This is a genomic window from Streptomyces sp. NPDC048254 (assembly GCF_043201895.1).
Lineage (GTDB): Bacteria > Actinomycetota > Actinomycetes > Streptomycetales > Streptomycetaceae > Streptomyces.
This window is the reverse complement of sequence record NZ_JBICZJ010000029.1, coordinates 75,204-98,902: the sequence shown is the minus strand read 5'-3', so window position 1 is coordinate 98,902 and position 23,699 is coordinate 75,204. Positions and strand designations below refer to the sequence as shown.

16 protein-coding genes and 1 pseudogene are annotated in these 23,699 nt (G+C 71.7%); 10 read left to right on the top strand and 7 right to left on the bottom strand.

What is annotated here, in order from left to right; translation table 11 throughout:
• The first annotated feature begins 51 nt into the window (after positions 1-51).
• From ACGFZQ_RS48030 to ACGFZQ_RS48005, 6 genes are all read left to right on the top strand, one after another.
• On the top strand, positions 52-2,196 hold the full coding sequence (locus ACGFZQ_RS48030; protein ID WP_393845837.1) for a beta-galactosidase: 2,145 nt from the start codon (positions 52-54) through the stop codon (positions 2,194-2,196).
• A gap of 43 nt (positions 2,197-2,239) precedes the next feature.
• Entirely contained in the window at positions 2,240-4,762 is a 2,523-nt protein-coding gene (locus tag ACGFZQ_RS48025; protein ID WP_393845836.1) for a beta-glucosidase, read from the top strand.
• Positions 4,759-6,408, top strand: a complete 1,650-nt coding sequence (locus tag ACGFZQ_RS48020) for a DUF4038 domain-containing protein (protein WP_393845835.1) — start codon at positions 4,759-4,761, stop codon at positions 6,406-6,408. Before ACGFZQ_RS48025 ends, ACGFZQ_RS48020 begins: the two co-directional genes overlap by 4 nt.
• A 5-nt stretch (positions 6,409-6,413) precedes the next feature.
• Positions 6,414-7,043, top strand: a complete 630-nt coding sequence (locus ACGFZQ_RS48015; protein ID WP_393845834.1) for an alpha-L-rhamnosidase N-terminal domain-containing protein — start codon at positions 6,414-6,416, stop codon at positions 7,041-7,043.
• Positions 7,044-7,177: 134 nt separating this feature from the next.
• Positions 7,178-9,244: a family 78 glycoside hydrolase catalytic domain gene (locus tag ACGFZQ_RS48010; protein ID WP_393845833.1), complete on the top strand. Its 2,067-nt coding sequence runs from the start codon at positions 7,178-7,180 to the stop codon at positions 9,242-9,244.
• 164 nt (positions 9,245-9,408) lie between these two features.
• Positions 9,409-10,629, top strand: coding sequence for a metallophosphoesterase (locus ACGFZQ_RS48005; protein ID WP_393845832.1), 1,221 nt, complete (start codon positions 9,409-9,411; stop codon positions 10,627-10,629).
• Between the two features lie 82 nt (positions 10,630-10,711).
• Here ACGFZQ_RS48005 and ACGFZQ_RS48000 read toward each other — a convergent pair whose 3' ends face one another.
• The 5 genes from ACGFZQ_RS48000 to ACGFZQ_RS47980 form a co-directional block, all read right to left on the bottom strand.
• Positions 10,712-11,632 (bottom strand): oxidoreductase, encoded by a 921-nt coding sequence (locus tag ACGFZQ_RS48000; RefSeq protein ID WP_393845831.1) that lies wholly within the window; start codon positions 11,630-11,632, stop codon positions 10,712-10,714.
• A gap of 273 nt (positions 11,633-11,905) precedes the next feature.
• Positions 11,906-12,508, bottom strand: coding sequence for a nitroreductase family protein (locus ACGFZQ_RS47995; RefSeq protein ID WP_393845830.1), 603 nt, complete (start codon positions 12,506-12,508; stop codon positions 11,906-11,908).
• Positions 12,509-12,720: 212 nt separating this feature from the next.
• The gene (locus tag ACGFZQ_RS47990) at positions 12,721-14,160 is read right to left on the bottom strand and encodes a hypothetical protein (protein ID WP_393845829.1); all 1,440 of its coding nucleotides are present in this window, start codon (positions 14,158-14,160) and stop codon (positions 12,721-12,723) included.
• Between the two features lie 264 nt (positions 14,161-14,424).
• The gene (locus ACGFZQ_RS47985) at positions 14,425-15,591 is read right to left on the bottom strand and encodes an acyltransferase (protein WP_393845828.1); all 1,167 of its coding nucleotides are present in this window, start codon (positions 15,589-15,591) and stop codon (positions 14,425-14,427) included.
• Positions 15,584-16,561: an alpha/beta hydrolase gene (locus tag ACGFZQ_RS47980; protein WP_393845847.1), complete on the bottom strand. Its 978-nt coding sequence runs from the start codon at positions 16,559-16,561 to the stop codon at positions 15,584-15,586. The genes ACGFZQ_RS47985 and ACGFZQ_RS47980 overlap by 8 nt, the downstream gene beginning before the upstream one ends.
• A 446-nt stretch (positions 16,562-17,007) precedes the next feature.
• Here ACGFZQ_RS47980 and ACGFZQ_RS47975 point away from each other — a divergent pair, with 446 nt between their 5' ends.
• Positions 17,008-17,451, top strand: a complete 444-nt coding sequence (locus ACGFZQ_RS47975; protein ID WP_393845827.1) for a GDSL-type esterase/lipase family protein — start codon at positions 17,008-17,010, stop codon at positions 17,449-17,451.
• A 115-nt stretch (positions 17,452-17,566) separates the two neighbouring features.
• Positions 17,567-17,884 (top strand): annotated as a pseudogene (locus ACGFZQ_RS47970) (TetR/AcrR family transcriptional regulator); the annotation flags it as partial.
• A gap of 62 nt (positions 17,885-17,946) precedes the next feature.
• On the opposite strand, the gene ACGFZQ_RS47965 reads toward ACGFZQ_RS47970, so the two are convergent.
• Positions 17,947-18,594, bottom strand: coding sequence for a TetR/AcrR family transcriptional regulator (locus ACGFZQ_RS47965; RefSeq protein WP_393845826.1), 648 nt, complete (start codon positions 18,592-18,594; stop codon positions 17,947-17,949).
• Positions 18,595-18,889: 295 nt separating this feature from the next.
• Positions 18,890-21,121 (bottom strand): MMPL family transporter, encoded by a 2,232-nt coding sequence (locus ACGFZQ_RS47960; RefSeq protein ID WP_393845825.1) that lies wholly within the window; start codon positions 21,119-21,121, stop codon positions 18,890-18,892.
• A 104-nt stretch (positions 21,122-21,225) separates the two neighbouring features.
• Here ACGFZQ_RS47960 and ACGFZQ_RS47955 point away from each other — a divergent pair, with 104 nt between their 5' ends.
• Both ACGFZQ_RS47955 and ACGFZQ_RS47950 read left to right on the top strand, forming a co-directional pair.
• A complete protein-coding gene (locus ACGFZQ_RS47955; protein ID WP_393845824.1) occupies positions 21,226-21,822 on the top strand; it encodes a TetR/AcrR family transcriptional regulator in 597 nt (198 codons plus the stop codon).
• A 276-nt stretch (positions 21,823-22,098) separates the two neighbouring features.
• Positions 22,099-23,541 carry a glutamate decarboxylase gene (locus ACGFZQ_RS47950; RefSeq protein WP_393845823.1) on the top strand — a complete coding sequence of 481 codons (1,443 nt, stop codon included), beginning with the start codon at positions 22,099-22,101 and terminating at the stop codon, positions 23,539-23,541.
• The last annotated feature ends 158 nt before the right edge of the window (positions 23,542-23,699 follow it).

Genomic DNA, 23,699 nt, shown 5'->3' with positions numbered 1-23,699 from the left:
ATCCCGTCCGAGACACCCGACCGGCATCTGACAGGAAGTCACCAGTACCGCATGGGCACATTCTTCCCGCGCATGCTCTTCGGAGCCGCCTACTACACCGAGTACCAGCCCTACGAGCGGCTCGCGCAGGACCTCGACCTGATGGCCGAGGCCGGGTTCGGCGTCATCCGGGTCGGCGAGTCGGTCTGGTCGACCTGGGAACCCCGCGAGGGGCAGTTCGACCTCGACTGGCTGCAACCGGTGCTGGACGCAGCCCACGACCGCGGCATCAAGGCGATCGTGGGCACCCCGACCTACGCCGTCCCGCCGTGGCTGCGCCGCAAGTACCCGGAGACGGCGGCCCGTTCCCGTACCGGGGAGGCCATCCCGTACGGCATGCGACAGGACGCCGACTACTCGCACCCCGCCTTCCGGCATCTCGCCGAGCGGCTGGTCCGCAAGATCGTGGGGCGCTACGCCGACCACCCGGCGGTCATCGGCTGGCAGGTGGACAACGAGCCCGGCCTGCGCCTCTTCCACAACGACTCGGTGTTCCAGGGCTTCCTGGACCACCTCCGCGAACGCTACGGCGACGTCGAGACCCTCAACCGCCGCTGGGGGCTGACCTACTGGTCCCACCGTCTCCAGGACTGGGCGGACCTGTGGACCCCCGACGGCAACTCCACCCCGTCGTACGACCTCGCCTGGCGCCGCTACCAGTCCCGGCTGACCCAGGAGTACATCACCTGGCACGCCGAGCTGGTCCGCGGCCTCGCGCCGGAGCACCACTTCGTCACCACCTGCGTCGCCCTCGGCCAGCAGGGCCTGGACATCTCGGCCATCGGCCGGCCCCTCGACGTCGCCGGGGCGAACATCTACTACGCCACCCAGGAAGGGCTGGCCCTGCCGGGTCCCGACGAGCCCGCCGACGGACTGCATCCGTTCTTCGTCCCCTGGTCAGGACCCGCCTGGCTCTACCTCCAGAACGACATGGCGCGCGGCGTCCGCCAGGAACCCTTCCTCGTCATGGAGACCAACGCCACCTCGATCGGCGGATCCGCGGACAACTTCCCGCTCTACCGGGGCCAGGCCCGCCAAGCCGTGTGGAGCATGGTCGCGCGCGGCGCCAGGATGATCGAGTACTGGCACTGGCACTCCCTGCACTACGGCGCCGAGACCTACTGGGGCGGCATCCTCGGCCACAGCCTGGAACCCGGCCGGACGTACCAGGAGCTCTCGGTGATCGCCGAGGAGTTGCGGCGGGCAAGCAGCGCGATCGAAGGCCTGCGGCCGCGCAGTGACGTGGCGATGCTGCTGTCCGCCGACAGCCGCTGGGCCATGGAGTTCATGGCACCGCTCCGGGGCAACACCCCTGCCTGGTTCGGCGATCCGCAGTCCTACGACCGCATCGTCGCCGCGTTCTACCGGGGACTGTTCGACGCCGGGCTGTCCGTCGACATCGTTTCCCCGGAGCAACTCCCCTCTAGTCCCCGCGAGTTGGTCGACCGGTGGCCGGTGCTGGTCGTCCCCGCGCTGTACGTCGCGGACGACGCGACCCTCGATCTGCTGCGCCGGTACGCCGAGGCCGGCGGTCATCTCGTCCTCACTCCCCGCACCGGCTACGCCGACGAGGAGGCCGTCGCCCGGCACGAGGTCATGCCCGGAGTGCTGCGCCCCGCCGCGGGCGCGTACTACCAGGAGTTCACCAATGTGCTGACCCCGGTCACGATCGCCGAAGGGGACGGGACGTCGCACGGCCCCGCCCTGCACGGGCACGCCACCGCATGGGCCGACGGGCTGATCCCGGAAGGCGCCACTGTCCTCGCCGGGTACGAGCACCCGCACCTGGGCCAGTTCGCCGCCGTCACCACCCATGAGTACGACGCCGGCCGGGTGACGTACGTCGGCACCGTCCCGGACCGTGAACTCTCGCACAGCCTCGCGGAATGGGTCGCCGCGGTCTCGCTTCCCTCCGACGCCTGGCGCGCGGACCGGCCGGCGTCCGTCACCTGCACCTCGGCCGCCACCGCGGACGGCGCCGTCCTGCGCTTCGTCCACAACTGGGCCTGGGAACCGGTCGATTACCGCCTGCCAGTGGACGTGCGCGACCTGTTCACCGGTGAGCCACTCGCCGCCGGAAGCCCGCTCGTGCTCGGGCCCTGGGACGTCCGGGTGCTCATTGAGCGCGATGGCGAGCGCGACAGCGACGCCCTGTGATGCCCCTTTCCCCCGCCGACCCCACTTCTCCGAGGAGGACGCCGTGACCCGGCAGCCCACCCCCACCGACACCCCGTCCGCGACTGACGAAGCCGAGTTCGCCAGGCGCCTCGGCGCGCTCACCCTGGAGCAGAAGGTGAGGCTGCTGACCGGCGCGGACTTCTGGTCCCTCCACCCGGAGCCGGCCGTCGGTCTGCGCCGGCTGGTCGTCTCCGACGGACCCGCCGGAGTCCGCGGCGAGCTGTGGGACGAGCGCAGCCCCTCCGCCAACGTGCCCTCGCCCACGGCGCTGGCCGCCACCTGGGACGAGCAGTTGGTCGAGCGGCTCGGCGGACTGCTCGCCCACGAGGCGCGCGGCAAGGGCGTGGACGTCCTCCTCGCCCCCACCGTGAACCTGCACCGCACCCCCTACGGCGGACGGCACTTCGAGTGCTTCAGCGAAGACCCGCTGCTCACCGCGCGGATCGGGGTCGCCTATGTGCGAGGTGTGCAGGGCGGCGGGGTGGCGGCCACCGTGAAGCACTTCGTCGGCAACGACTCGGAGACCGAGCGGATGACGGTCGACGCGCGGATCGGCGAGCGCGCCCTGCGCGAGCTGTACCTGACGCCGTTCGAGCGGATCGTCGGCGAGGCCCGCGTCTGGGCCGTCATGGCCGCCTACAACGGGGTCAACGGACACCCGATGACCGAGAGCCCGTTGCTGCGCGAGGTACTCCACGACGACTGGGGTTTCGACGGGCTGGTCATGTCGGACTGGTTCGCCGTGCGCACCACCGAGCCGTCCGCACGGGCCGCGCTCGACCTGGTGATGCCCGGCCCGATCGGTCCGTGGGGCGATGCGCTGGTCGCCGCGGTGCGCAAGGGCAAGGTCGACGAGGCGCTCGTGGACGACAAGGTGCTGCGGCTGCTGCGGCTCGCCGCCCGGGTCGGCGCGCTGAGCGGTGTGCCCGCCACCGCCCGGCCGCCGGAGTACGACACGGCGTCGGTGGCGGCCCGGCTGCGCGAGACCGCCGCCGCCGGGTTCGTGCTGGCCCGCAACGAGGACGCCGTACTGCCGCTGGACCGCACGGTCCTGAGCCGGGTCGCCGTGCTGGGTCCCAACGCCGCCGTGGCCCGGACCCTCGGCGGCGGCAGCGCCACCGTCTTCCCGCCGTACACCGTCTCCCCCCTCGACGGCCTCCGCACCGCGCTGGGCGACGGCGTCGAGGTCACCCACGGAGTCGGCGTCACCCCGCAGACCCGCACGCCCGCAGCGGCACTGTCCTACCTCCGCCACCCCGACGGCTCCGGCGAGGGCACGGAGGTGCGCTTCCTCGCCTCGGACGGCACCCTGCTCGGCTCCGAGCGCCGTGCCGGGGCCGCCTACACCTGGATGGGGTCCTACGGCCCCGGAGTGCCCACCGACCAGGTCGCCCGGGTGGAGGTGCACACCGTGGTCCGCGCGACCGACGCCGGCCGGTACGCGATCGGCGGCTCGGGCATCGGACGCTTCCGGCTGTCCGTCGCGGGGGTGGAGGTGTTCGACGTACGCCTGCAACTCCCGCCGGGCGCGGACCTGGTGGAGGGGCTGATGACTCCGCCCCAGCGCCTCCACACCGTCGAGCTGGCGGAGGGCGAGGAGACCGAGGTCGTCCTCACCCACGACATCGACTCCGCCGCCACGGGCGACGGCATGGGCGACGCGGTCACCGTGTTCCAGTTCAACCTACAGCCGCCGCACGGCAGCGACGACGAGGAGATCGAGCGGGCCGTGGCACTCGCCCGCACGGCCGAGGTCGCCGTGGTCGTGGTGGGCACCACCGAGGAGGTCGAGAGCGAGGGCTTCGACCGCGACAGCCTGGTCCTGCCCGGCCGGCAGGACGAACTCGTCCGTCGGGTCGCCGAGGCCAACCCCCGTACCGTCGTGGTGGTCAACTCCGGGGCCCCGGTGCTGCTCCCCTGGGCCGAGGAGGTGGCGGCGGTGCTGCTCGCCTGGTTCCCCGGGCAGGAGTTCGGCAACGCGCTCGCCGATGTCCTGCTGGGCGTGGCGGAGCCGGGCGGACGGCTTCCGACGGTCTGGCCCGCGTCCGAGCGGGGGCTGCCCGCCACCGAGCCGGTCGACGGCGTCCTCGCCTACGACGAGGGGCTGTTCATCGGCTACCGGGGCGACGGCCGTGCCGGATGGCAGCCGCCCCGGTACGACTTCGGCCACGGACTCGGGTACGCCACCTGGGAGTACGTCTCGCTCGACGTCCCCGGCGAGGTGCGGCCCGAGGCGGGCTTCACGGCGGAGGTACGGATACGTAACAGTGGCACGCGGCACGGCAAGGAGGTCGTGCAGGTGTACGCCGGTCGTCCGGGCAGTGGTGTGGAGCGACCGGTCCGCTGGCTGGCCGGGTTCGCCACGGTCGAGGCGGCGGCCGGCGAGGAGGTCGCCGCGACGGTGACCCTGGACGCGCGGGCGCTGCGGCACTGGGACACCGAGGCGGGCGGTTGGGCCGTCGAGCCGGGGACCTTCACCCTGGAGGCGGGGCCGTCGTCGACGAGCCTTCCTCTCACGGCCGACATCGCCGTCAGCCGCTCATGACCACTCCACGAGTGGAAACGGTGATCGCCCCCTGGCAGCAGACCGAGTTCACTCTGACCGGCACACGCGACTACGCCAACCCCTACACGGACGTCGACGTATGGGCCGAGTTCACCCACGAATCCGGGACCGTACTGCGCCGCCCGGCCTTCTGGGACGGCGGCCGGGTCTGGAAGGTCCGGTTCGCCTCCGTCGAGACGGACGGCCGCTGGACCTGGCGCAGCGGCTGTTCCGTCGCGGACGAAGGACTGTCCGGGCAGGGCGGAGCGCTCGTCGTCCGTCCCGCCGCGGACGACGGCAACGCCTTCCACCGGCACGGCTTCCGGCGGATGTCGCCCGGCGGACGCAGCCTGGTGCACGCCGACGGGACGTCCGCGCTGCTGGTCGGCGACACCGCCTGGGCCCTGCCCTGGCGGGCCACCGAAGAGCAGGTCACGCGGTACGCCGCCGACCGGCGGGCCAAGGGCTTCAGTACTCCAGCCGCTCTTCCACGGGTTCGGCTGGAAGGGCCTCGGCGTGGCAGGTCCGGTGGTTCCACCGCAGGAGTACGAGCGCTACCGAACACTTGCCCAGTGCCCCACCCTTCAGGGTGGAGATGCAGGGCATCCTCGCCCTGGAGGCCCGGAGGGCGGCAGAACCATGGCACTATCGGCTGGTCCGACAAGGCAGTTGTCGGACCTACCGCCGGACGGGCGGGAAGTCAGGCCTGTGGAGGTCTGGTAAGACCGGTCCTCACAGACCGGCGCGGACCCGTGAAGCAGGAACCCGAGGTGGTACCGCGAAGCGGTACGGGCCGGAATCTCCAGTCCTCGGGCTGGAGAGGACGTCAATGCCGCTATCTGGTCGCCCGCTACGGCGCCGGCCCCGTCGTCTACCTGGTCGGTGCCGACGGCGAGGGCGGTGAACCGCAGATCGCGGCGGGCGGCGCCGAGGTCGGCCGCTGGGACGGCTACGGCCAGCCCTGCGGTATCCACTACCGTCCGCACTCCGACAACCGCGCCCACCAGAGCGAGGCCTGGCTGCACTTCCAGTGGTGCCAGACCGGCCACATGGGCGGGCATGTCCAGGAACGGGTCGCGGACATGTGGCGCAACACCCCGGCCAAGGCGGTCGCCAACGGCGAGCCGACGTACGAGAACACCGGGCGCCCCGGCCGGGCCGCGGGCTGGTGGCAGGGGCACGAGGCCTGGAGCAACCTGTGTGCCGACGGCACGATGGGCGTGGTGTACGGCGCGGCGAGCCTGTGGCAGTGGCGGCTGCACGCCGCCGAACCCGGGCACGAGGAGTTCTTCCTGGCCGAGGGCGCGGGCTGGCGGGAGGCGCTGGACTTCGAGGGCTCGCGCCACGTCGGGCTCGTCTCCCGCATCCTCGACGGCCTTCCGCTGACGGACATGCGGCCGGACTGGCGGTCCGCCCTGGCGCCCCGGGGGCTGTCCGTCCCTGGCGTGCTGTACCTCTGCTACGCGGAGGTGGGCGGCCCGCTGTTCATCACCGATCCGGTGAACGTCCCGCTCCCCTACCGGGTGGTCGACCCCCGGACCGGCGAGACCGTCCGCGAGGGCGTGCGCGCCACCGCCGGGGAGCCCGTACCCGACGAGGGCGGTGCCCCGCGGGTGTACATCTGCCACGACCCGAGCCGGAGTTGACGCCCGTGCATGTCACACCACCCGCCTTCGAACACCATCGCGAGCCGCTGGGCATCGGCGAGTCCGCGCCCCGCCTGAGCTGGCGCAGGGTCACCGACGCCGCGGACTGGCGGCAGGCCGCCCATCAGGTGGAGATCACCGCCGCCGACGGCACGGTGACGGCCGACACCGGACGTGTGGCGTCCGCCGAATCGGTCCTCGTCCCCTGGCCGGGGCCCCGGCTCGGCTCCCGGGACCGTGTCGGCGTACGTGTACGCGTCTGGGGTGAGGGCGAGGACGAGCCGTCGCCCTGGTCGCCGACCGCCCACGCGGAGACCGGACTCCTGGAGCCGACCGACTGGACGGCACGCCCTGTCACCCCGGACCGCGCCCCCGCCGAGGAACCGCTGCCCGTCGCGCTGCTCCGCCGCGACTTCGCCCTCACCGGTCACGTCGCCTCGGCCCGGCTGTACATCACCGCGTACGGCGTCTACGAGGCCGAGATCAACGGGGAGCCCGTCGGCGACCACGTCCTCGCCCCCGGCTGGACCTCCTACGCGCACCGGTTGCGCTACCAGACCTACGACATCACCCCACTCCTACGGACCGGCGAGAACACCATCGGGGGCGCCTTGGTGACGACCTCGCTCTGGTAGAAGCTCGCCACCAGGTTCACCTCGTGGAGGCCATCGCCAAGGGCGTCGGCGTGCGCGGTCTGATCAACAGTCTGGTCGTGCTGGATGTCTAACCCGCGCCCGTGATCCGGGTGGGGCCACCCGGAACGATCTTCATGTCGGCGTCGAGCGCCGTCTTACTGCTCGGCGAGGGCTGGTACACGGGACGTCTGGGCTTCCACGGCGGCAGACGCAACATCTACGGTGAACACCGCGCGCTCCTGGCCCAGTTGGAGATCGTGTACGTCGACGGTACGGCCGAGACGGTCGTGACCGACGAGCACTGGCGCACGGCGGTGGGTCCCGTGCTGCGTTCGGAGATCTACGACGGTGAGGCCTACGACGCCCGGCGGGAGCGGCCGGGCTGGTCCGCGCCGGGGCACGACGCGTCCGACTGGGCACCGGTCCGGGAACTCCCGCCGATTCGTGCCGAGTTGGTCGCACCGACGGGTCCTCCCGTGCGACGCACCCAGACAGTCGCGCCGGTCGCGGTCATCACGACACCGTCCGGGAAGACCGTCCTGGACTTCGGACAGAACCTGGTCGGCCGACTGCGCATCCGGGTCTCGGGCCCCGCCGGCCACGAGGTCACCCTGCGCCACGCGGAAGTGCTGGAGCACGGCGAACCGAGCACCCGCCCCCTGCGGATCGCCCGCGCCACGGACACCTATGTCCTGCGCGGCGGAGGCGTGGAAGGGAGCGAGAACGTCGAGGTGTACGAACCGCACTTCACCTTCCACGGTTTCCGATACGCGGAGATCAGTAACTGGCCCGGACCACTCGATCCGGCCGACATCGAAGCGATCGTGCTCCACACGGACATGGCCCGTACCGGCTGGTTCAAGTGCTCCGATCCGCTGGTCGACCGGCTGCACGAGAACGTCGTACAGGGCATGCGCGGCAACTTCCTCGACATCCCCACGGACTGCCCGCAGCGCGACGAACGCATGGGCTGGACCGGCGACATCCAGGTCTTCGCGCCGACCGCGTCCTTCCTGCACGACTGCTCCGGCATGCTGACCGGCTGGCTGCGCGACCTGTCCGCGGAACAGCTGGCACGGCCGGACGGTGTACCGCCCCTCGTGGTCCCCGACGTGCTGCCAGCCGCGTTTCAGGGCGTGGGTGCCCAGGCGGTGTGGGCCGATGTCGCCGTGCTCCTGCCATGGACGCTGTACCGGCGATTCGGAGACCTGGAGGTGCTGCGCACCCAGTACCCGAGCATGCGGGCCTGGGGCGAGGCCACGATCCGGCTCACCGCCGAGGGCGACGGGCTGTGGCGGCAGGACTTCCAGCTCGGGGACTGGCTCGACCCGCAGGCACCGCCGGACCGTCCGGGCGAGTCGCGGACCGACGGCGACCTCGTCGCCAACGCGTACGTCATCCGCTCCGCCGAGGTCCTCGCCGGTACCGCCGAACTCCTGTACCGCGCCGGGCACTTGGCCGCCGGCAAGGACGACGCCGTCCGCTTCCGCGCGCACGCACAGGCCGTACGCGAGCGGCTCGCCGACCATTTCGTCACGCCGGACGGCCGGCTGGCCTCCGACACCCAGACCGCGTACGCGCTGGCACTCGCCTTCTCGCTGCTACCTACGGAACGTCAACGGCGTGGCGCCGCCGAACGGTTGGCCCACATCGTGCGCCGCGCGTCCTTCCGTATCGCCACCGGTTTCACCGGCACACCGCTGATCTGCGACGCCCTGTGCGCGGCCGGCGAACCGCAGCTCGCCTACCGCATGCTCCTGGAGAAGGACTGCCCCTCGTGGCTGTACCCGGTGACCATGGGCGCCACCACCGTCTGGGAACGCTGGGACTCGATGCTGCCCGACGGCACCGTCAACCCCGGCGAGATGACCTCCTTCAACCACTACGCGCTCGGCGCCGTCGCCGACTGGCTGCACCGTACGGTCGCGGGCCTGGCCGCCGCCGAACCCGGCTGGCGACGGCTGCGCATCGCCCCGGTCCCGGGTGGCGATCTGACGTGGGCGAGGGCGGCCCATGACACCCCGTACGGCAGGGCCGAGGCGGGCTGGCGCGTCGAGGGCACCAAGGGGGACATCCTCGTCGTCGAGGCGTTGGTGCCCCCGAACACCCGGGCCGACGTCCAACTCCCCGACGGCAGGGACCCGTTCGAGATCGGTTCGGGTCGCCACACGTTCCGCTGTCCCTGGGTCGCCCATACGTAGGCAACACAATGGCCACTCCCAGTGAAGGCGTCTGCGGCGGAGTCTTGCCATCCCGCAGAGAACCCTTCACTCCCCCGGGGCCGCACCCATGAGCGCCCGTCCGGCCGGCCCGAGGACGACCGGATACAGTGCGCGAGACGGCAGCCTGGTCAGAGAGGGGAAGCGTGACCGACACCAGCGACACCCGACACGCCGACAGCGAAGCGCAAGCTCCGCAACAGAGCCGACTACATCGACTGATGCGCTACATCCCCCTGATCGCCCCCGTCCTGCTGTGGGCCGTGCCCTGCTGGGTGCTCCTGCACGCCGGCCAGCACTGGCCGCTGTCCGTCACGCTGGTCGGCACCGCCCTGTTCGCCCTCGGCCTCGTTGGTATGCCGCTCGCGATGGTGCGCGGCCACGGCCGGCGCCAGCAGGACCGGGCGGCGATAGTCGGTGACACCCTGCTGGGCACCAGCTGGGTTCTGTTCACCTGGTCCGTGCTGCTCGGCGTCCTCTTGCGGCTCGTCCTGACCGTGGCCGGCGTCGGCGAGAGCCAGGACCGGGCCCGAATCGTCACCTGGGCCGTCCTTGGCCTCTCCGCCCTGCTGCTCGCCTGGGGGTACGCCGAGGCCCGACGCGTGCCTCGCGTGCGCCGCCTCGACGTGCAACTCCCGCGACTGGGAGCCGGGTTGGACGGCATCCGCGTCGCCCTCATCACCGACACCCACTACGGCCCGCTCGATCGCGCCCGCTGGTCGGAGCGGGTGTGCGAGACGGTGAACACTCTCGAAGCCGACCTGGTCTGCCACACCGGCGACATCGCGGACGGCACGGCCGAACGCCGCCGCGCCCAGGCCGTACCGCTCGGTACCGTGCGGGCCGCCCACGCCCGTGTGTACGTCACCGGCAACCACGAGTACTACAGCGAGGCCCAGGGCTGGGTCGACCTGATGGGCGAGCTGGGCTGGGAGCCGCTGCGCAACCGCCATCTGCTGCTCGAACGCGGAGGCGACACCCTCGTGGTCGCCGGCGTCGACGACGTCACCGCCGAGTCCTCCGGCCTGGCAGGCCACGGCGCCCACCTCGCCGGAGCCCTGAACGGCGCCGACCCCGACCTCCCCGTCCTGCTCCTGGCCCACCAGCCCAAGTTCGTCGACCGGGCGGCAGCCGACGGCATCGACCTCCAACTCTCCGGCCACACCCACGGCGGCCAGATCTGGCCCTTCCACCACCTGGTCCGCATCGACCAGCCCGCCGTCGCCGGCCTCAGCCGCCACGGCACCCGCACCCTCCTCTACACCAGCCGCGGCACCGGCTTCTGGGGCCCGCCGTTCCGCGTCTTCGCCCCCAGCGAGATCACCCTGCTCGTACTCCGCTCCCCGAACCTGCCCACCTCGCCGTAGCACCGGGCGGGCCAACACATCCTTTGGTCTCGCACTCGCCGCGCAGGCCAGGCTTCTTGTCTCACCTGGGAGAATATCCCGGCTATTCCGGAAAGGTAGAAACGGTGCCCTCGTCCGGTTTGTCGAGGACGGCCAACTCCTCTTCGGTCAGTCGCAGGGTGCTGGCGGCGATGTTCTCCGCGAGGTGTGCCGGGTTCGTGGTGCCGGGAATGGCCAGCACGTGCGGACCGCGGTGGAGGGTCCAGGCGAGCCGTACCTGGGCCGACGTCGCGTGGTGGGCACGGGCGACGGAGTGGACGCGTGCGTCGTGTTCCTGGCCTGCGGCTGCCTCGCGCCGCACGCCGGAGACCGCGAAGAACGGGACGAAGGCGATGCCCTGCTCCCCGCACAGGTCCACCAGCCCGCTCTCGTCGGCGCGGCGCCAGTCCAGGCCGTAGGAGTTCTGCACACAGACCACGGGCGCGATCTTCTGGGCCTCGGCCACGTGCCCGGGCAGGACAGCGGAGAGCCCGAGGTGCCGGACCAGGCCGGCCTCGCGCAGCTCGGCGAGGGCGCCGAAGTGCTCGGCGACCGAGGCCGTGCGGGGGCCGCCGACGCGCAGGTTCACCACGTCCAGGTGGTCCCGGCCGAGCTGGCGCAGGTTCTCCTCGACCTGACCGCGCAACTGGTCGGGGCGGACCGCGTAGAGCCACTCGCCGGAGGAATCACGCGCCGGGCCGACTTTGGTCACCACGACCACATCGCCGGACCAGGACGAGAGGGCACGGTTGATGAGCTCGTTCGCGGACCGCAGCGGCGAGAAGTAGAAGGCGGCCGTGTCGACGTGGTTGACCCCCTGCTCGAACGCGCTGTGCAGCAGGCCGACGGCGACATCGCGGTCGATCGGCGTGCCGTCGGAGTTCCCCATCATGCCGTTGCCCGTCAGCCGCATCGCGCCGTAGCCGATGCGATTCACCTCCAGGTCTCCGAGCTTCCATGTCCCTGCCGCCGCCGCTGCGCTCACCGTGCTCCTTCACCCGTCGGTTCGTCAGGTCCTGGAGTATGGGGTCGTCACGGTGCGCTGCGACAGGCCGACGGGCTGGGCGAAACGTCACATCCCTGTCGGGAACCAACCACCACCGCAAAGCCGTTGGATCTGACGAGAGAGAGTGCGTGTCACCGCGTGTGCTCCGGAAGGCCGCGCGGTGGTTTGCCCTGCTGCTCGCGCTGCACGTTCGTCGAGCAAGTCGCAGCAGGGTTCAGGATCACGGAGACGGCCGCTGCCAGAAGGACAGGTTCAGGTGTGTCGTCCCCAGTGCCCGCGATGAATGACTTCGTCCGCCCCACGTCTGCGTTCTTTGACACGAGAAATCTGCGGGGGCAGGTCGTCGGCGCGGTAGCCGACCGTGATCCCGCCGATGGGGTCGTACTCATCGGGTACCCCGAACTCGGCACGGAAGGACGGCAGATGTTCGGGCATGATGCCGAAGAAGCAGGCGCCAAGGCCCTCGTCGACGGCGGTCAGCAGCATGAGCAGGGCGGCCATCCCTGTGTCGATGTGCCAATACGGTGCAGGCCAGCGGGCTTCGGCGCGGTCCTCCCATCCCTTGTCCGGCTCAGCGTAGCGTTCGAGGTAGGCCGCCTTGTGGGCCAGAGGCACCACGACCAGCGGAGCATCCTGCATGGTTGGCGTCTTTTCGACACGGCTGGGTACGAACGGCCAGAAGCGAGCGCGGTCGGCCTCATCCGTCAGGGCGAGGAAGGCCCAGCCCTGGGAGAAGCCGGCCGAAGGGGCTCGCAGTGCGGAGGCGAGGATCCGCTCGATCACCTCTGGGGCCAACGGCTCGTCGGTGTAGTGGCGGATCATGCGTCGACGGCGCACTACCTCGGAGAATTCCATGTCGGCAGATCCTGCCACGCAACGCCCGGCGGAAGCCCGTGCGAGCGATCCAGCACCGGACGGTACACCGCGTTCCAGTGCGCCCATCGGGCGTCGGACAGATCGCTGGGACAGCGACGGGCGTGCGCTCATATCTCCGGCATGGCCCGGGCCGAGACCGACGCAAGGGCGTCTGACCAGTCAAGATGTCCAGCCGGACGCCCATCTCGCTGCTACGCGTCGGAGGCGAGACTGCGAGCGCGGTAGCCGGTGAGTACGGCGGTGACCACTTCGGTGCGGGACCGCAGCCCGGTGCGTGCGAACAGCCGGGACAGTCTGGTGGCGACCGCGTCCTCCGTGAGCCGTAGCACCGTGGCCATCCGGCGGTTGGTCAGTCCTTCGGCGATCAGGGTCGCGAGCAGCTGCTCGCTCTCGAGGGTGGCCTGTTTGCGAGCGGGGACCGTGATCCCGGCCGCACGCATGGCGGTTTGGGTGTGGAAGCGGTCCAGTGCGGCGCCGCACTGACCGAACAGGTCGTACGCCTCGCGCAGCAGTGCGGGTGGGCCGGCGCCCGCGTCGGCGGCGGCGGCGGCGACGAGGGTCACCGCCGTCTCGAAGGGCTGGCTGCGCGGCCGTGCCAGATCCACGGCCTCCCTCAACCGTTCCCCGGCGGTGGCGGGACTGTCCTGCCGTAGGGCCCGGGCCGATGCGAGCAGGTATGTCAGCCGTGTCCTTCCGGTGCCCATCCGGTCGGAGATCCGTGCCAGCCGTTCCAGGCAGGTCACCGCCTCAGCCGTGCGTCCCGCTTTCCGCGAGCAACTCGGTGAGGGAGGCCCACAGTTCCTCGGTGCCGGGGACCTGCCCGTGCGCGTCCGCCGCTTCCAGGCCGCGCCGCAGCGACTTCTCGGCGCCGGCCGGATCGCCGAGAGTCCGCAGCACCGCTGCCTGGCCGGCGTCAGGCTGGACCGCGGCAGCAGGTCGGGGGTCAGACCCTGAGCGGCCAGAAGGGCTTCCCCGGCGTGCAGGTCACCGCCGTTGAGGAGCTCGTCGAACTTGGTGACGGTCAGTGTGTACGCGTGGTAGGGGCCCAGCGCCAGTTCCGCCACGTCGCGGAAGCAGGCGGGATTGGCGCGGGCACGGGCCTCGGTGGTCCAGACGGGCTCTGTCCGTGCCAGGAGGTCCAGCGCCTCGTGCCACCTCGCCAGGAGGCACAGGGCCGGCGCCCGGCCGGTCGCGGTGGCCAGGGTGGGCAGCCGCAGCTCGTCCCACCGCTGCGGCGTGGCCAGCCGGGACAGTGCGCGCCAGTCCAGGTCGTCGGCGGTCGCCGCCGTGAACAAGGTGGCGGTCTCCTGGAGTTCCAGTGGGCCGAGGATGTCCGGGCGGTTGCGCAGGATCGACTCGGCGATGGTCCGCGCGATCCGGAAGTCCCCGGCGAAGTAGGCGGCGACGGCGTACCGCTGCAGGGCCGGGACCCGGTCGGCGGGACGTTTGATGAGGTGGCGGGCCGCCTGGCACCACCGGAGCATTCCCCTGCCCTCGGAGTCGGGAGGCAGGCGTTCCGCGGCGGCCGTCAGGTCGGTGATCGCGCGGTCCCGGTCGACGAGAGTCCCCGCTTCCGCGATCCGGTGCGCCAGGTAGGCCACCGCGTCCGCCTCGTCGAGCCCGGCCGTCATCGGCGGCTTCGCCCCGGACGCGGTACCCGTCGCGTCGGCGTCCGCCCACAGGGTCCACCGCGGCGGCGGACAACCGACTGCGTTCCAGCGGCCCGAGCCGCTCCCGGAGAGCGTGTGCCACCAGCCGAACCCCGAACGTCCAGCGCATGTGGACACGCAACCGCGCCCATGCGGTCTCCTACGCCATACGGGCCGGACTGATCTGAGCCGCCGTCACACCACAACCGGTGGTCGTCCGACCGCCCGCCCATCACGTCGTCCGGACTATCCGTACCGTTTGGCCGACATCGGCGCCCCGCGCTCCCGGCCCGAGGCTCGCACGCCGCCACCGGTGGGCCGCCGCTGCTCGTACGTCCGGAACAGCGCCCACAGGGCCGTCAGCGCCAGGGCGAACACCGGCAGCCAGAGCAGGCGGGCGCCGACCCAGGCGAGCGTGTCGGGAACCGTCCGCGATCCGGTGCGCGGGGCTCCGACGGCCATGCCGACCACGGTGACGACGATCATCGCGGTCTGGTGCCACAGGTAGACGGTCATCGCGTAGAGGTTCACCATGGCGATCACGGCCCAGGCGGCCGGGCGTCGCAGCGCGCGTCGCAGCGGTCCGAGCAGCAGCACCGCCGCACCGCACTGGGCGAGGCCGAAGGTCACCACCGCGAGGGTGGGCGGATCGAGGTTGGAGACCGTCTGGCCGGGGACCCCGACCATCGACGCCGGGTAGCCGGCCCAGAGCACGAGTGCGGCGGTGGCGGCGGCGCCGCCGAGCAGCAGGATCCATCCGGTGGTCCGGGACCGCAGGCGTCCCCTGGCGCCGGCCGCGCCGAGGCAGTAGGGCACGAGCCAGCCGGCGATCACGTTCACCGAGGCGAGCCACCCGGGCGCGTCGAATCCGAAGCGGACGATGTCCACGTTCAGGACGAGCGCGAGCGGCCACAGCGGATGCAGCCTCGCCACCAGCGGGGTCAGTGCCGAGAGCACTATGAAGACCAGCAGGAACCACAGGGGTGACCACACCAGCTTGCACAGCGCCCATACGGTCTTCTGGCCCACCCCGGCGGCGAGCATGCCGCCGGCGGCGGTGCTCCAGACGACCAGGACGACGGTCACGGGTCTGACGAGCCGGCCCAGCCGGGCGGCGAGCCACCGCCCGTATGAGGTACCCCGGGCGACGGCGGACGCGTAGCTCCCGGCAGCGACCTGTCCGCCGACGAAGAAGAAGACCGCCAGGGTCTGGAACACCCAGGAGACCGGGGTGAGTTCGGGCATGTGGCGCAGCGGGCTGTCGCCGTGCAGTGTTCCGGTGTCCACCACCAGGGCGGTCACCAGCCAGTGGCCGAGGACGACGCCGAGGATGGCCAGGGCGCGCAGACCGTCCACGGCTCGGTCGCGGTCGGCCGGAGTCGCCTGGTCGATGCGCCGGACGAGGTCAGGCATGGTGTCCTCCCGAGGGCGTGCCGGACGGGGCCCGCCCGGCGACGATCCGTGCGATGTTGCGCAGGGGCAGAGAGCCCGGTGCGAAGTAGTCGCTGTGGCCGCCGTCGCCCGCGTCGAAGACCCTGGCGCCGAACTCCGGTGAGAGCGGGTCGGTGCCGAGGCCGACCTCGGTGAAGCCGAGTCGCAGTCGCAGGTGGGGGACGTCGGCGATCCAGTCGTCGCGTCCTCGCCCGGCCCAGACGGTGGCGTGGGTGTGCAGGGAGCCGACGTCCTGGTATCCGGTGCCGGGGCTGCCGCACAGGACGATGTCCGCCACGGGGGAACGCGACGCGGCGTGTGCGCAGACCACGGTGCCGTACGAGTGGCAGACCAGGGTCGTACGGGCCTGGGGCAGTGCGTCGGTCAGCTCCGCGACGAAGTTCCGCAGGGCGTGGCCCGCGTCGCTGCCCCGTTCGCTGTTCACCGTCGCCAGGCTGACGGTGGAGGGCGGGCGGTAGCCGAGCCAGGCGATGACCGCGGATCCGGCGGGCAGTTGACGGCGCAGCGACCTGGAAGCGTTGCGCAGGCGCGAGTAGTTGTCGACGGTGACGTCCGCGCCGGGCACCACCACGGCGATCCGTTCGGCTCGGGCGAGGTCTCCGAACACCTCCGCCGTACGGCCGCCGTCCCGCCCGTCGAAGGTCAGGAAGTGCCGGTCGGCTGCTGCCATGGCCTTCAGGGCGGAAGCCCGTTCACCGTCACCGTGCTCCTCGGCGGTGCGCTCGGCCGCCTCGATGTCGGCGCGTGTGGCGGCGAAACGGGTGCGGAGCGAGGCGGAGTCGACGGGACCCAGGGCGGCCGAGGAGGTGGGCCTGGGTGCGGGCACGTCCGCCGGCCCGGCGGCCCCGATCACGGGCACCGAAAGCAGGGCCGCGACGAGAGTGGCCGGCAGCAGACGCCGTAGGCGGTGGATACGTGAACGGGGGGTCACCATGACCGATGCATTCCTTCGGATTCCCTCGGAGCCGACCGTGATCGCCGGTGTTCCAACGGCATCGAAGCTACGGGCGGCCCCGCGTCCCCGGCGTCCCTCCACGGAGCCAACCGACCACGTAGCTCTCAGGTACTACGGGGCCAACGGGGCTCGCCCGTAAGGGCGTTCAGGCTTCTGTGGATCGCGGCCCTGGAATCGCCTGGGAAGCGCACAGGGAGGCCCTTGGAAGTCATTGGTTACTACTGTCATGCTGCAGCCATGGGAGCTGAGCGCCGTACGGCGACGCAGCCACGGGCGCGGGCGATCGCCGCCGGTACGCGGGTGTTCGCGGACCATGGGCGGACCACATCGGCGCCGCAGCATGTCGCGGACGCCCAGGAGGTCCGCCCGCTCCAGTCAACTCGCCGCACCAGTACGGCAGTCTCTACCGCGAGGACGGCCTCATGAACCCCCTCTGGTTGCCCGTCGTCGCCGCTCAGGGACTGTGGGTGCGCTCGAAGACCGAGAGAATGCCACCGGCCGCCGGCCCCACCGAGGGGTCGGTGGGAGACGGGTCCGGGCCTCCGGTGCGCATCGGCGTCCTGGGCGAGTCGACCGCGGCCGGCTGCGGCGTCGGCACCCACGAGGAAGGGTTCCCGGTGTTTCTCGCCCGCGAACTCGCCGCCCGGACCGGCCGGCCCGTCGAGTGGCAGGTGGTGGGTGAGAACGGTGCAACGCTCCGCCACATCCGCCACCGGCTGATGGCCGGGCTCGGAGAGCGGCTGGACGTCGCGCTGCTCCTCGCGGGTGTCAACGATGTGCTGGCGCGCCGCACCCCGCGGGAGTGGGGGACGATCTCGGTGCGATCGTCGATGAGCTGGCCGGGCGGGCCCAGCATGTCGTGGTGACCGGGACGCCGCCGTGCGGGTCTCTGCCGTCCCTGCCGAGAGTCCTGGCCGGTTACCTCGCCGAGCAGGCGGCGGGTCTCGACGAGGCCTCGCGGCGGGTGTGTGCCGAGTCGCGGCGGGCGACGAGGTGATGCAGGTGGTGCGCCGGCGCGGCCTCGGCCACATCCACTCGGAGAACGGGCTGGCCAGTCGGGCTGCGCGGGACCTGAGGGCCGGTATCGCCTCCGGCCGCTTCCACGCCCCGGACCCGGCGATCGCCCTCACCGGTCTGGGCGGCATCCTGCTGTCCCTGGTGGAGCTGCGCTTCTCCCGCCCCGACCTGGACGGCGACGAGGCCGCGGTGAACCTCGCGGAGATGGCTCTGCTCATGCTGGGCGTCCCACCGGACGACGCCCACGAGGTCGCCCGGCGTCCCCTCCCCGACCTCGTCTGACCACCCTCCGGCACCGCCCCTACGCGAATGACGAACCGGGGACGGGGCGGCCTGACGGCGGCTCAGTCGTCGGCAGCGCTCTGCGCCGCGACCACGGCGGCCACGTCGTCGACCACGACGCGCGCCCGCTTCTCCGGCACGCCGGCCGCGACGAGCGTGGCGGTGGCCACCCGGGTCCCGTCGTCCTCCAGCGTTCCGGCGTTGACCTCTTCCAGCAGCGCGACCGTCATGGCCTCCAGCCCCGCGCCCAGCACCGCGGCGGGCAGATACGAGTGGAAGACGCCGCTCCGCTGCCCCTCCTCCAGGATGGCCGTGACCCTGGCACGAGCGGGGCTGAGGATCTCGGTGACACGCCCCATCCCCAGGTCCCGCTGCGCCAACGCCAGCAACATCCGGTACCGGTCACCCACCGGCCACACCGACAACGAGAAGTACGCCAGCGCCCGTTCGGCCGGCTCCGTCGCCTTCGCTCCGCCCGCCACCGCGGCCTGGATCGCCTCGGCGACCTCCTCGGCCAGCGCCTCCAGGAGCGCCGCCCGTCCGGGGAAGTGCCCGAAGAGGGTGCGCCTGACCACGCCGGAGGCGCGGGCCGGCTCCTCCAGGGTGATGTCGGAATTCCGCCCGAGTTCCTGACGCGCGGTGGCCAGGATGCGCGCCCGGTTGGACCGCGCATTGCGCCGCTGCGGCACACGGCCAACGGGCTGGGACACGGAAGACCTCGATGAAAGTGCTCGGCCGAAGAACAAGAAGCTCCATTTCGGCACGCCGTGCTGTCGGGCGGGCCCGGCAGACCGCCGACGGGCCGTTCGCCACCACCTTCGATACGCCGTGCCGCCGCTGCCGGACCACATCGTGACGGACCTGGTCCCGGCCGGTGGCCGTGACTTCGGCGGCAGGGCCGACTGGGCGTCCCTGCCGCACACCACCCGGGCAACCGATCCTTCCCGACTGCCTTCCCGGCGAACGCCCTGACCGCCGCCGTCGTCCTCGCCCGCGGTGCCCGGATCAGCCCGCGGCCACCTCGTGTTCCTCCCGCTCCGGCTCCACCGGCGCCTGTCGCGGCAGCTTCGCGCCCTCGATGTCCACGTCGGGCGTGATGCGGTCGAGCCAGCCGGGCAGGCCCCAGGCGCGGCGGGCGAGCAGGGCCATCGCCGCCGGTACGAGCGTCATGCGGACCACGAACGCGTCGACCAGGACACCGAACGCCAGGGCGAAGCCGATGGACTTGATGATCGGGTCGTGGTTGAAGACGAACCCGCCGAAGACCGCGACCATGATGAGGGCGGCGGCACTCACCACCCGGCCGCTGCGGGCCACGCCCTGCGTCACCGCCGCGGCCGCGTCGCCCGTGTGCTCGTGGTGCTCCCGCATACGGCTGACCAGGAAGACCTCGTAGTCCATGGCCAGTCCGAAGAGCACGCCTATGAGCAGGACCGGCAGGAAGCTGGTGACCGGGCCGGCCGAGGGGATGTCGAGTACGCCGTTGAGGTGGCCCTCCTGGAAGACCCACACGGTGGCGCCCAGGGAGGCGGCGACCGACAGCAGAAACCCCAGGGCGGCCTTGACGGGGACGAGCAGGGACCGGAAGGCGATGGTCAGCAGGAGCAGCGCCAGGATCACGATGATGGCGACGAACAGCGGCAGCGCGTCCGACAGTTTGCCCGCGACGTCGATCGCGGCTGCCGTCGTACCCGCGATGTAGAGGGTGCCGCCCGACTTGTCGACGATGGACGCGTTCTCGCGCAGCCGGTGCACCAGGTCGGTGGTCGCCTGGGCGTCCGGACCGGTCTTGGGGACCACGGCGACGACGGCGAGGGTCGAGTCGGCGTTGGTGACCGCCGGGGCGACGACGGCCACCCCGCGGTCGCTCGCCAGGGTCCTGCTCAGCGTCTTGACGGTGGACTTGTGGTCGGCGGCCGGTATTCCGTTCATGTCGACGACGGCGGTCAGCGTGGCGTTGAAACCGGGCCCGAAGCCCTCCGTCAGCAGGTCGTAGCTCTTGTGCTGGGTGCTGTCGACGGGCTGCGAGGCGTTGCTGGGCAGGCCGAGGCGCAGATCGCGGGCGGGCCCGGCGAGCGCGAGCAGGCCGACCGTACCGGCCAGGAGGACCAGCAGGGGCTTGCGGGTGACCGCGCGGCCCCAGGCCAGGCCCCAGGAACCGGGAACGCTCCGGCGCTCTTCGCGTCCCCCGGTCGACTCGGTCCGCTCGGTCCGCTCGGTCCGGCGGGCGCGGGGGCGCAGCCGTTCGCCGAACAGGCCCAGGACGGCGGGCACCAGGCTGACGGCGACGAGCACGGCGAGCAGCACGGTGGCGGCCGCGGCCAGGCCCATGAGGGTGAGGAACGGGATGCCGGTGACCGCGAGCGCGGCCAGCGCGATGATCACGGTCGCCCCGGCGAAGACGACCGCGCCGCCGGCCGTGGCCACGGCACGCGCGATCGAGTCCGCCACGTCCTGGTCGGGGTCGGCGAGTTGCTCGCGGTGGCGGGAGATGATGAACAGGGCGTAGTCGATGCCCACGGCCAGCCCGATCATCAGGGCGAGCACGGTGGCGGTGCTGGTCATCTCGACCCAGCGGGAGACGAACTGGACGCCCAGGACGCCGATCGCCACGCCCACGAGGGCGGTCAGCAGCGGCAGTCCGGCGGCCATCAGCGAGCCGAGCGCCAGGGCCAGCACGGCGAAGGCGATCACGACACCGACCACCTCGGCAGGCCCGCCGACCTCGGTCTTGGCGTCCATCGCGGAGCCGCCGAACTCGACCGTGAGACCGGCGTGGCGGGCCTGGGCCATCGCGCGGTCCAGGGCGTCCTTGGAGGTCTGCGGCACATCGCTGGCCTGCTGGCGGAAGCGGACGTCCGCATAGCCGATCCGCAGGTCCGCGGCGACCGTCCTGGCCTTCAGCGGGTCGGAGACGTCCAGGACGCCCGGCACCCGCGCCGCCTTCTTCAGGCTCGCTTCCAGGGCCGCCTCGGTACCGGGCGCGGTCAGCCGGCCGCCCTCGGGGGCCTCGAAGACCACCCGGACCACGCCACCCGAGGCCTGCGGGAACTCCTTCTTCAGCAGCTCCTGGGCCTGCTGCGACTCGATCCCCGGCACCGAGAACTCGGTGGTCACCTTGCCGTGCAGGGTGATCCCGAGACCACCGACGACGGCGAGCAGCAACGCCCAGACCGCGATGACCGAGCCGCGGCGGCGTACTGCCCATCGCCCCCAGGTGTACAGGCGTGACGCCATGTTCCTCTTCCCTCTCACTTGCTCATTCGCTCACTCCGCTTGTAACAACGTACGGCATTTTTACAGTCGACTGTAAATACGCCGCCGATGGTAAAGTGTCGGTCATGATGAGCGAGGGTCTGCGAGAGCGTTCCAAGGCACGCCGCCGGGAGGCGATCCTCAGGTCGGCGTACCGGCTGTTCGCCGACCGCGGCTTCGAGGCGACGACGATCGCCGACATCGCCGAGGCGGCGGAGGTCTCGCCGCGCACGGTCACGCTGTACTTCCCGTCCAAGCTGGAGCTGGCGACCTCACGGTTCGACGCGTTCACCGACCGGCTGGGCGCGGCGCTGCGGGAGCGCGCGGAGGGACAGTCGATCGTGGACGCGCTGGAGCGCTGGCTGCGGGCCGAGGCCGCCGACCTCGGCGAGCTGGACGACCTCCACGACCGGATGCTCGAACTCAACCCGCAGGTCAGGGCGGTCGCCAACACCCACCTCGCGGAGGTCATCCAGGAGGGCACGCGCATCCTCGCCGAGGAGCGGGGGGAGGCCCCGGACGGCTTCGGCCCGCGCATGGCGGCCGCCGCCGCGGCCGCGGTCGTCTGCGAGGTGATGTGCCGCGCCCCCCAGGAGCGCGACATCGAGACGGCGATGGCGTTCCTGCGCGCCGGAATCGCCGCCCTCCCGGCACCCCGGCCGGTCACCGACCCGGCGCCCTGAGGCGCCTGCGCCGTATGCGCGGGCCGCCCGGCCATCCGGGCCACCCCCAGTCCAGCCGTGACGCCACCGACTCGCGGGCTTCCGGGATGCCGGGGCCGCCGCCGGGCCTGTCGGGTCACGCTGTCGGCCCGGCCAGTATGTGGATGGGAAAATCCAGTTCATCAGTCCGCAAATCGATCACTGGATCGGTGTAATCGGCGCAGATGCCGGACCGAAAAGCGATCTAGCTTCGGAGTGCACGGGGGCCGTACGGACCAGAAAGGCATCGAGGCACTCATGCCCATCCCGCATACCGACGTCATGACCGCACCCGAGTTCGACACCCTGACCGCTTCGCCCGGACCCGACCGTCCGACCGTCGACGACGACCTCCCGCCCGTCGACCACCTTTTCCCGCCCGTCGACCACCTGCTCATGCCCGTCGACGAACTGCCCGCGACCGCGTCCTCGCCCGACCTGGTCGGCCGCCGAGTGCGCGACGAGCTCATGCTCGACGGCAACGCACGGCTCAACCTCGCCACCTTCGTGACCACCTGGATGGAACCGCAGGCACGGCAGCTGATGGCGGAGACCGCGGAGAAGAACCTCGCGGACCGCGCGGAGTACCCGCAGATCACCGCCATGGAGGAGCGCTGCGTACGGATGCTCGCCCGGCTCTGGCACGCGCCGTACCCGGAGCAGGTCCGCGGCTGCTCCACCACCGGTTCGAGCGAGGCGGCCATGCTCGGCGGCCTCGCGCTCAAGCGCCGCTGGCAGGACCGCCGGCGGGCCCAGGGCAAGGACACCGCGCACCCGAACCTCGTGATGGGCGCCAACGTCCAGGTGTGCTGGAAGAAGTTCGCCAACTACTTCGAGGTGGAGCCGCGTTACGTCCCGATGGAACCGGGCCGCTACCACCTCACGCCAGACACGCTCACCGCCTACTGCGACGACAACACGATCGGTGTCGTCACCGTCCTCGGGTCCACCTTCGACGGCTCCTACGAGCCCGTCTCGGACATCTGCCTGGCCCTGGACGGATACCAGGACGCCACCGGCACCGACATCCCCGTCCATGTCGACGGCGCGTCCGGCGCCATGGTGGCCCCCTTCCTCGACCCGGGGCTGCTCTGGGACTTCCAGCTCGAACGGGTCGCCTCCATCAACACCTCGGGGCACAAGTACGGGCATGTCTTCCCCGGACTGGGCTGGGCCCTGTGGCGCAACGCCGAGGCCCTCCCCGACGACCTGGTCTTCGAGGTCGACTACCTCGGCGGCCGCTCCCCCAGCTTCACCCTCAACTTCTCCCGTCCGGGCGCGCACGTCGTCGCGCAGTACTACAGCTTCCTGCGCTACGGCTTCGACGGGCTGCGGAACCTGGCCGCCCAGAACCGTACGACGGCCCGCGCCCTGGCCACCCGCATCCAGGGCATCCCGCCCTACCAACTGGTCACCGACGGCTCCGAACTGCCCGCCTTCGCCTTCCGCCTGGCGCCCGGCACCGAGGGCCTGACGGTCTTCGACGTCTCCCAGGCCATGCGCGCCCGCGGCTGGCACCTGCCCGCGTACACCTTCCCCGCGCCCTGCCAGGACGTCTCCGTCCTGCGTCTCGTCGTACGCACCGGGTTCACCGCCGAACTCGCGGGCATGTTCATCGCCGACCTGACCGAGGTCACCCGCCGGCTGCACGGCGGCCGCCCGACGCCCCCACCGCCGCTGACCCCACCGACCGCCCCCTGACGGCGACTTGAGCCGGAAGGCGGACGCCGCCGAACCCCCGGACAGCCGAACCGCGCTGGCCGCGGGCGTCTTTACAGCACTCTCACAGAACCCACCCTGCACTTGATGTTTCAAGTGTTAGGCTCGCGGCCATTCCCCCCACCTGGCTCAGGAGAATC

Bases quoted from the DNA above. Each gene is read 5' to 3' on its own strand.
- ACGFZQ_RS48010 (WP_393845833.1), top strand. From the start codon at position 7,178: ATGTCGGCGTCGAGCGCCGTCTTACTGCTCGGCGAGGGCTGGTACACG.
- ACGFZQ_RS47995 (WP_393845830.1), bottom strand. From the start codon at position 12,508: ATGGAATTCTCCGAGGTAGTGCGCCGTCGACGCATGATCCGCCACTAC.
- ACGFZQ_RS48030 (WP_393845837.1), top strand. From the start codon at position 52: ATGGGCACATTCTTCCCGCGCATGCTCTTCGGAGCCGCCTACTACACC.
- ACGFZQ_RS47975 (WP_393845827.1), top strand. From the start codon at position 17,008: ATGAACCCCCTCTGGTTGCCCGTCGTCGCCGCTCAGGGACTGTGGGTG.
- ACGFZQ_RS47960 (WP_393845825.1), bottom strand. From the start codon at position 21,121: ATGGCGTCACGCCTGTACACCTGGGGGCGATGGGCAGTACGCCGCCGC.
- ACGFZQ_RS47955 (WP_393845824.1), top strand. From the start codon at position 21,226: ATGATGAGCGAGGGTCTGCGAGAGCGTTCCAAGGCACGCCGCCGGGAG.
- ACGFZQ_RS47985 (WP_393845828.1), bottom strand. From the start codon at position 15,591: ATGCCTGACCTCGTCCGGCGCATCGACCAGGCGACTCCGGCCGACCGC.
- ACGFZQ_RS48020 (WP_393845835.1), top strand. From the start codon at position 4,759: ATGACCACTCCACGAGTGGAAACGGTGATCGCCCCCTGGCAGCAGACC.
- ACGFZQ_RS47990 (WP_393845829.1), bottom strand. From the start codon at position 14,160: ATGACGGCCGGGCTCGACGAGGCGGACGCGGTGGCCTACCTGGCGCAC.
- ACGFZQ_RS47950 (WP_393845823.1), top strand. From the start codon at position 22,099: ATGCCCATCCCGCATACCGACGTCATGACCGCACCCGAGTTCGACACC.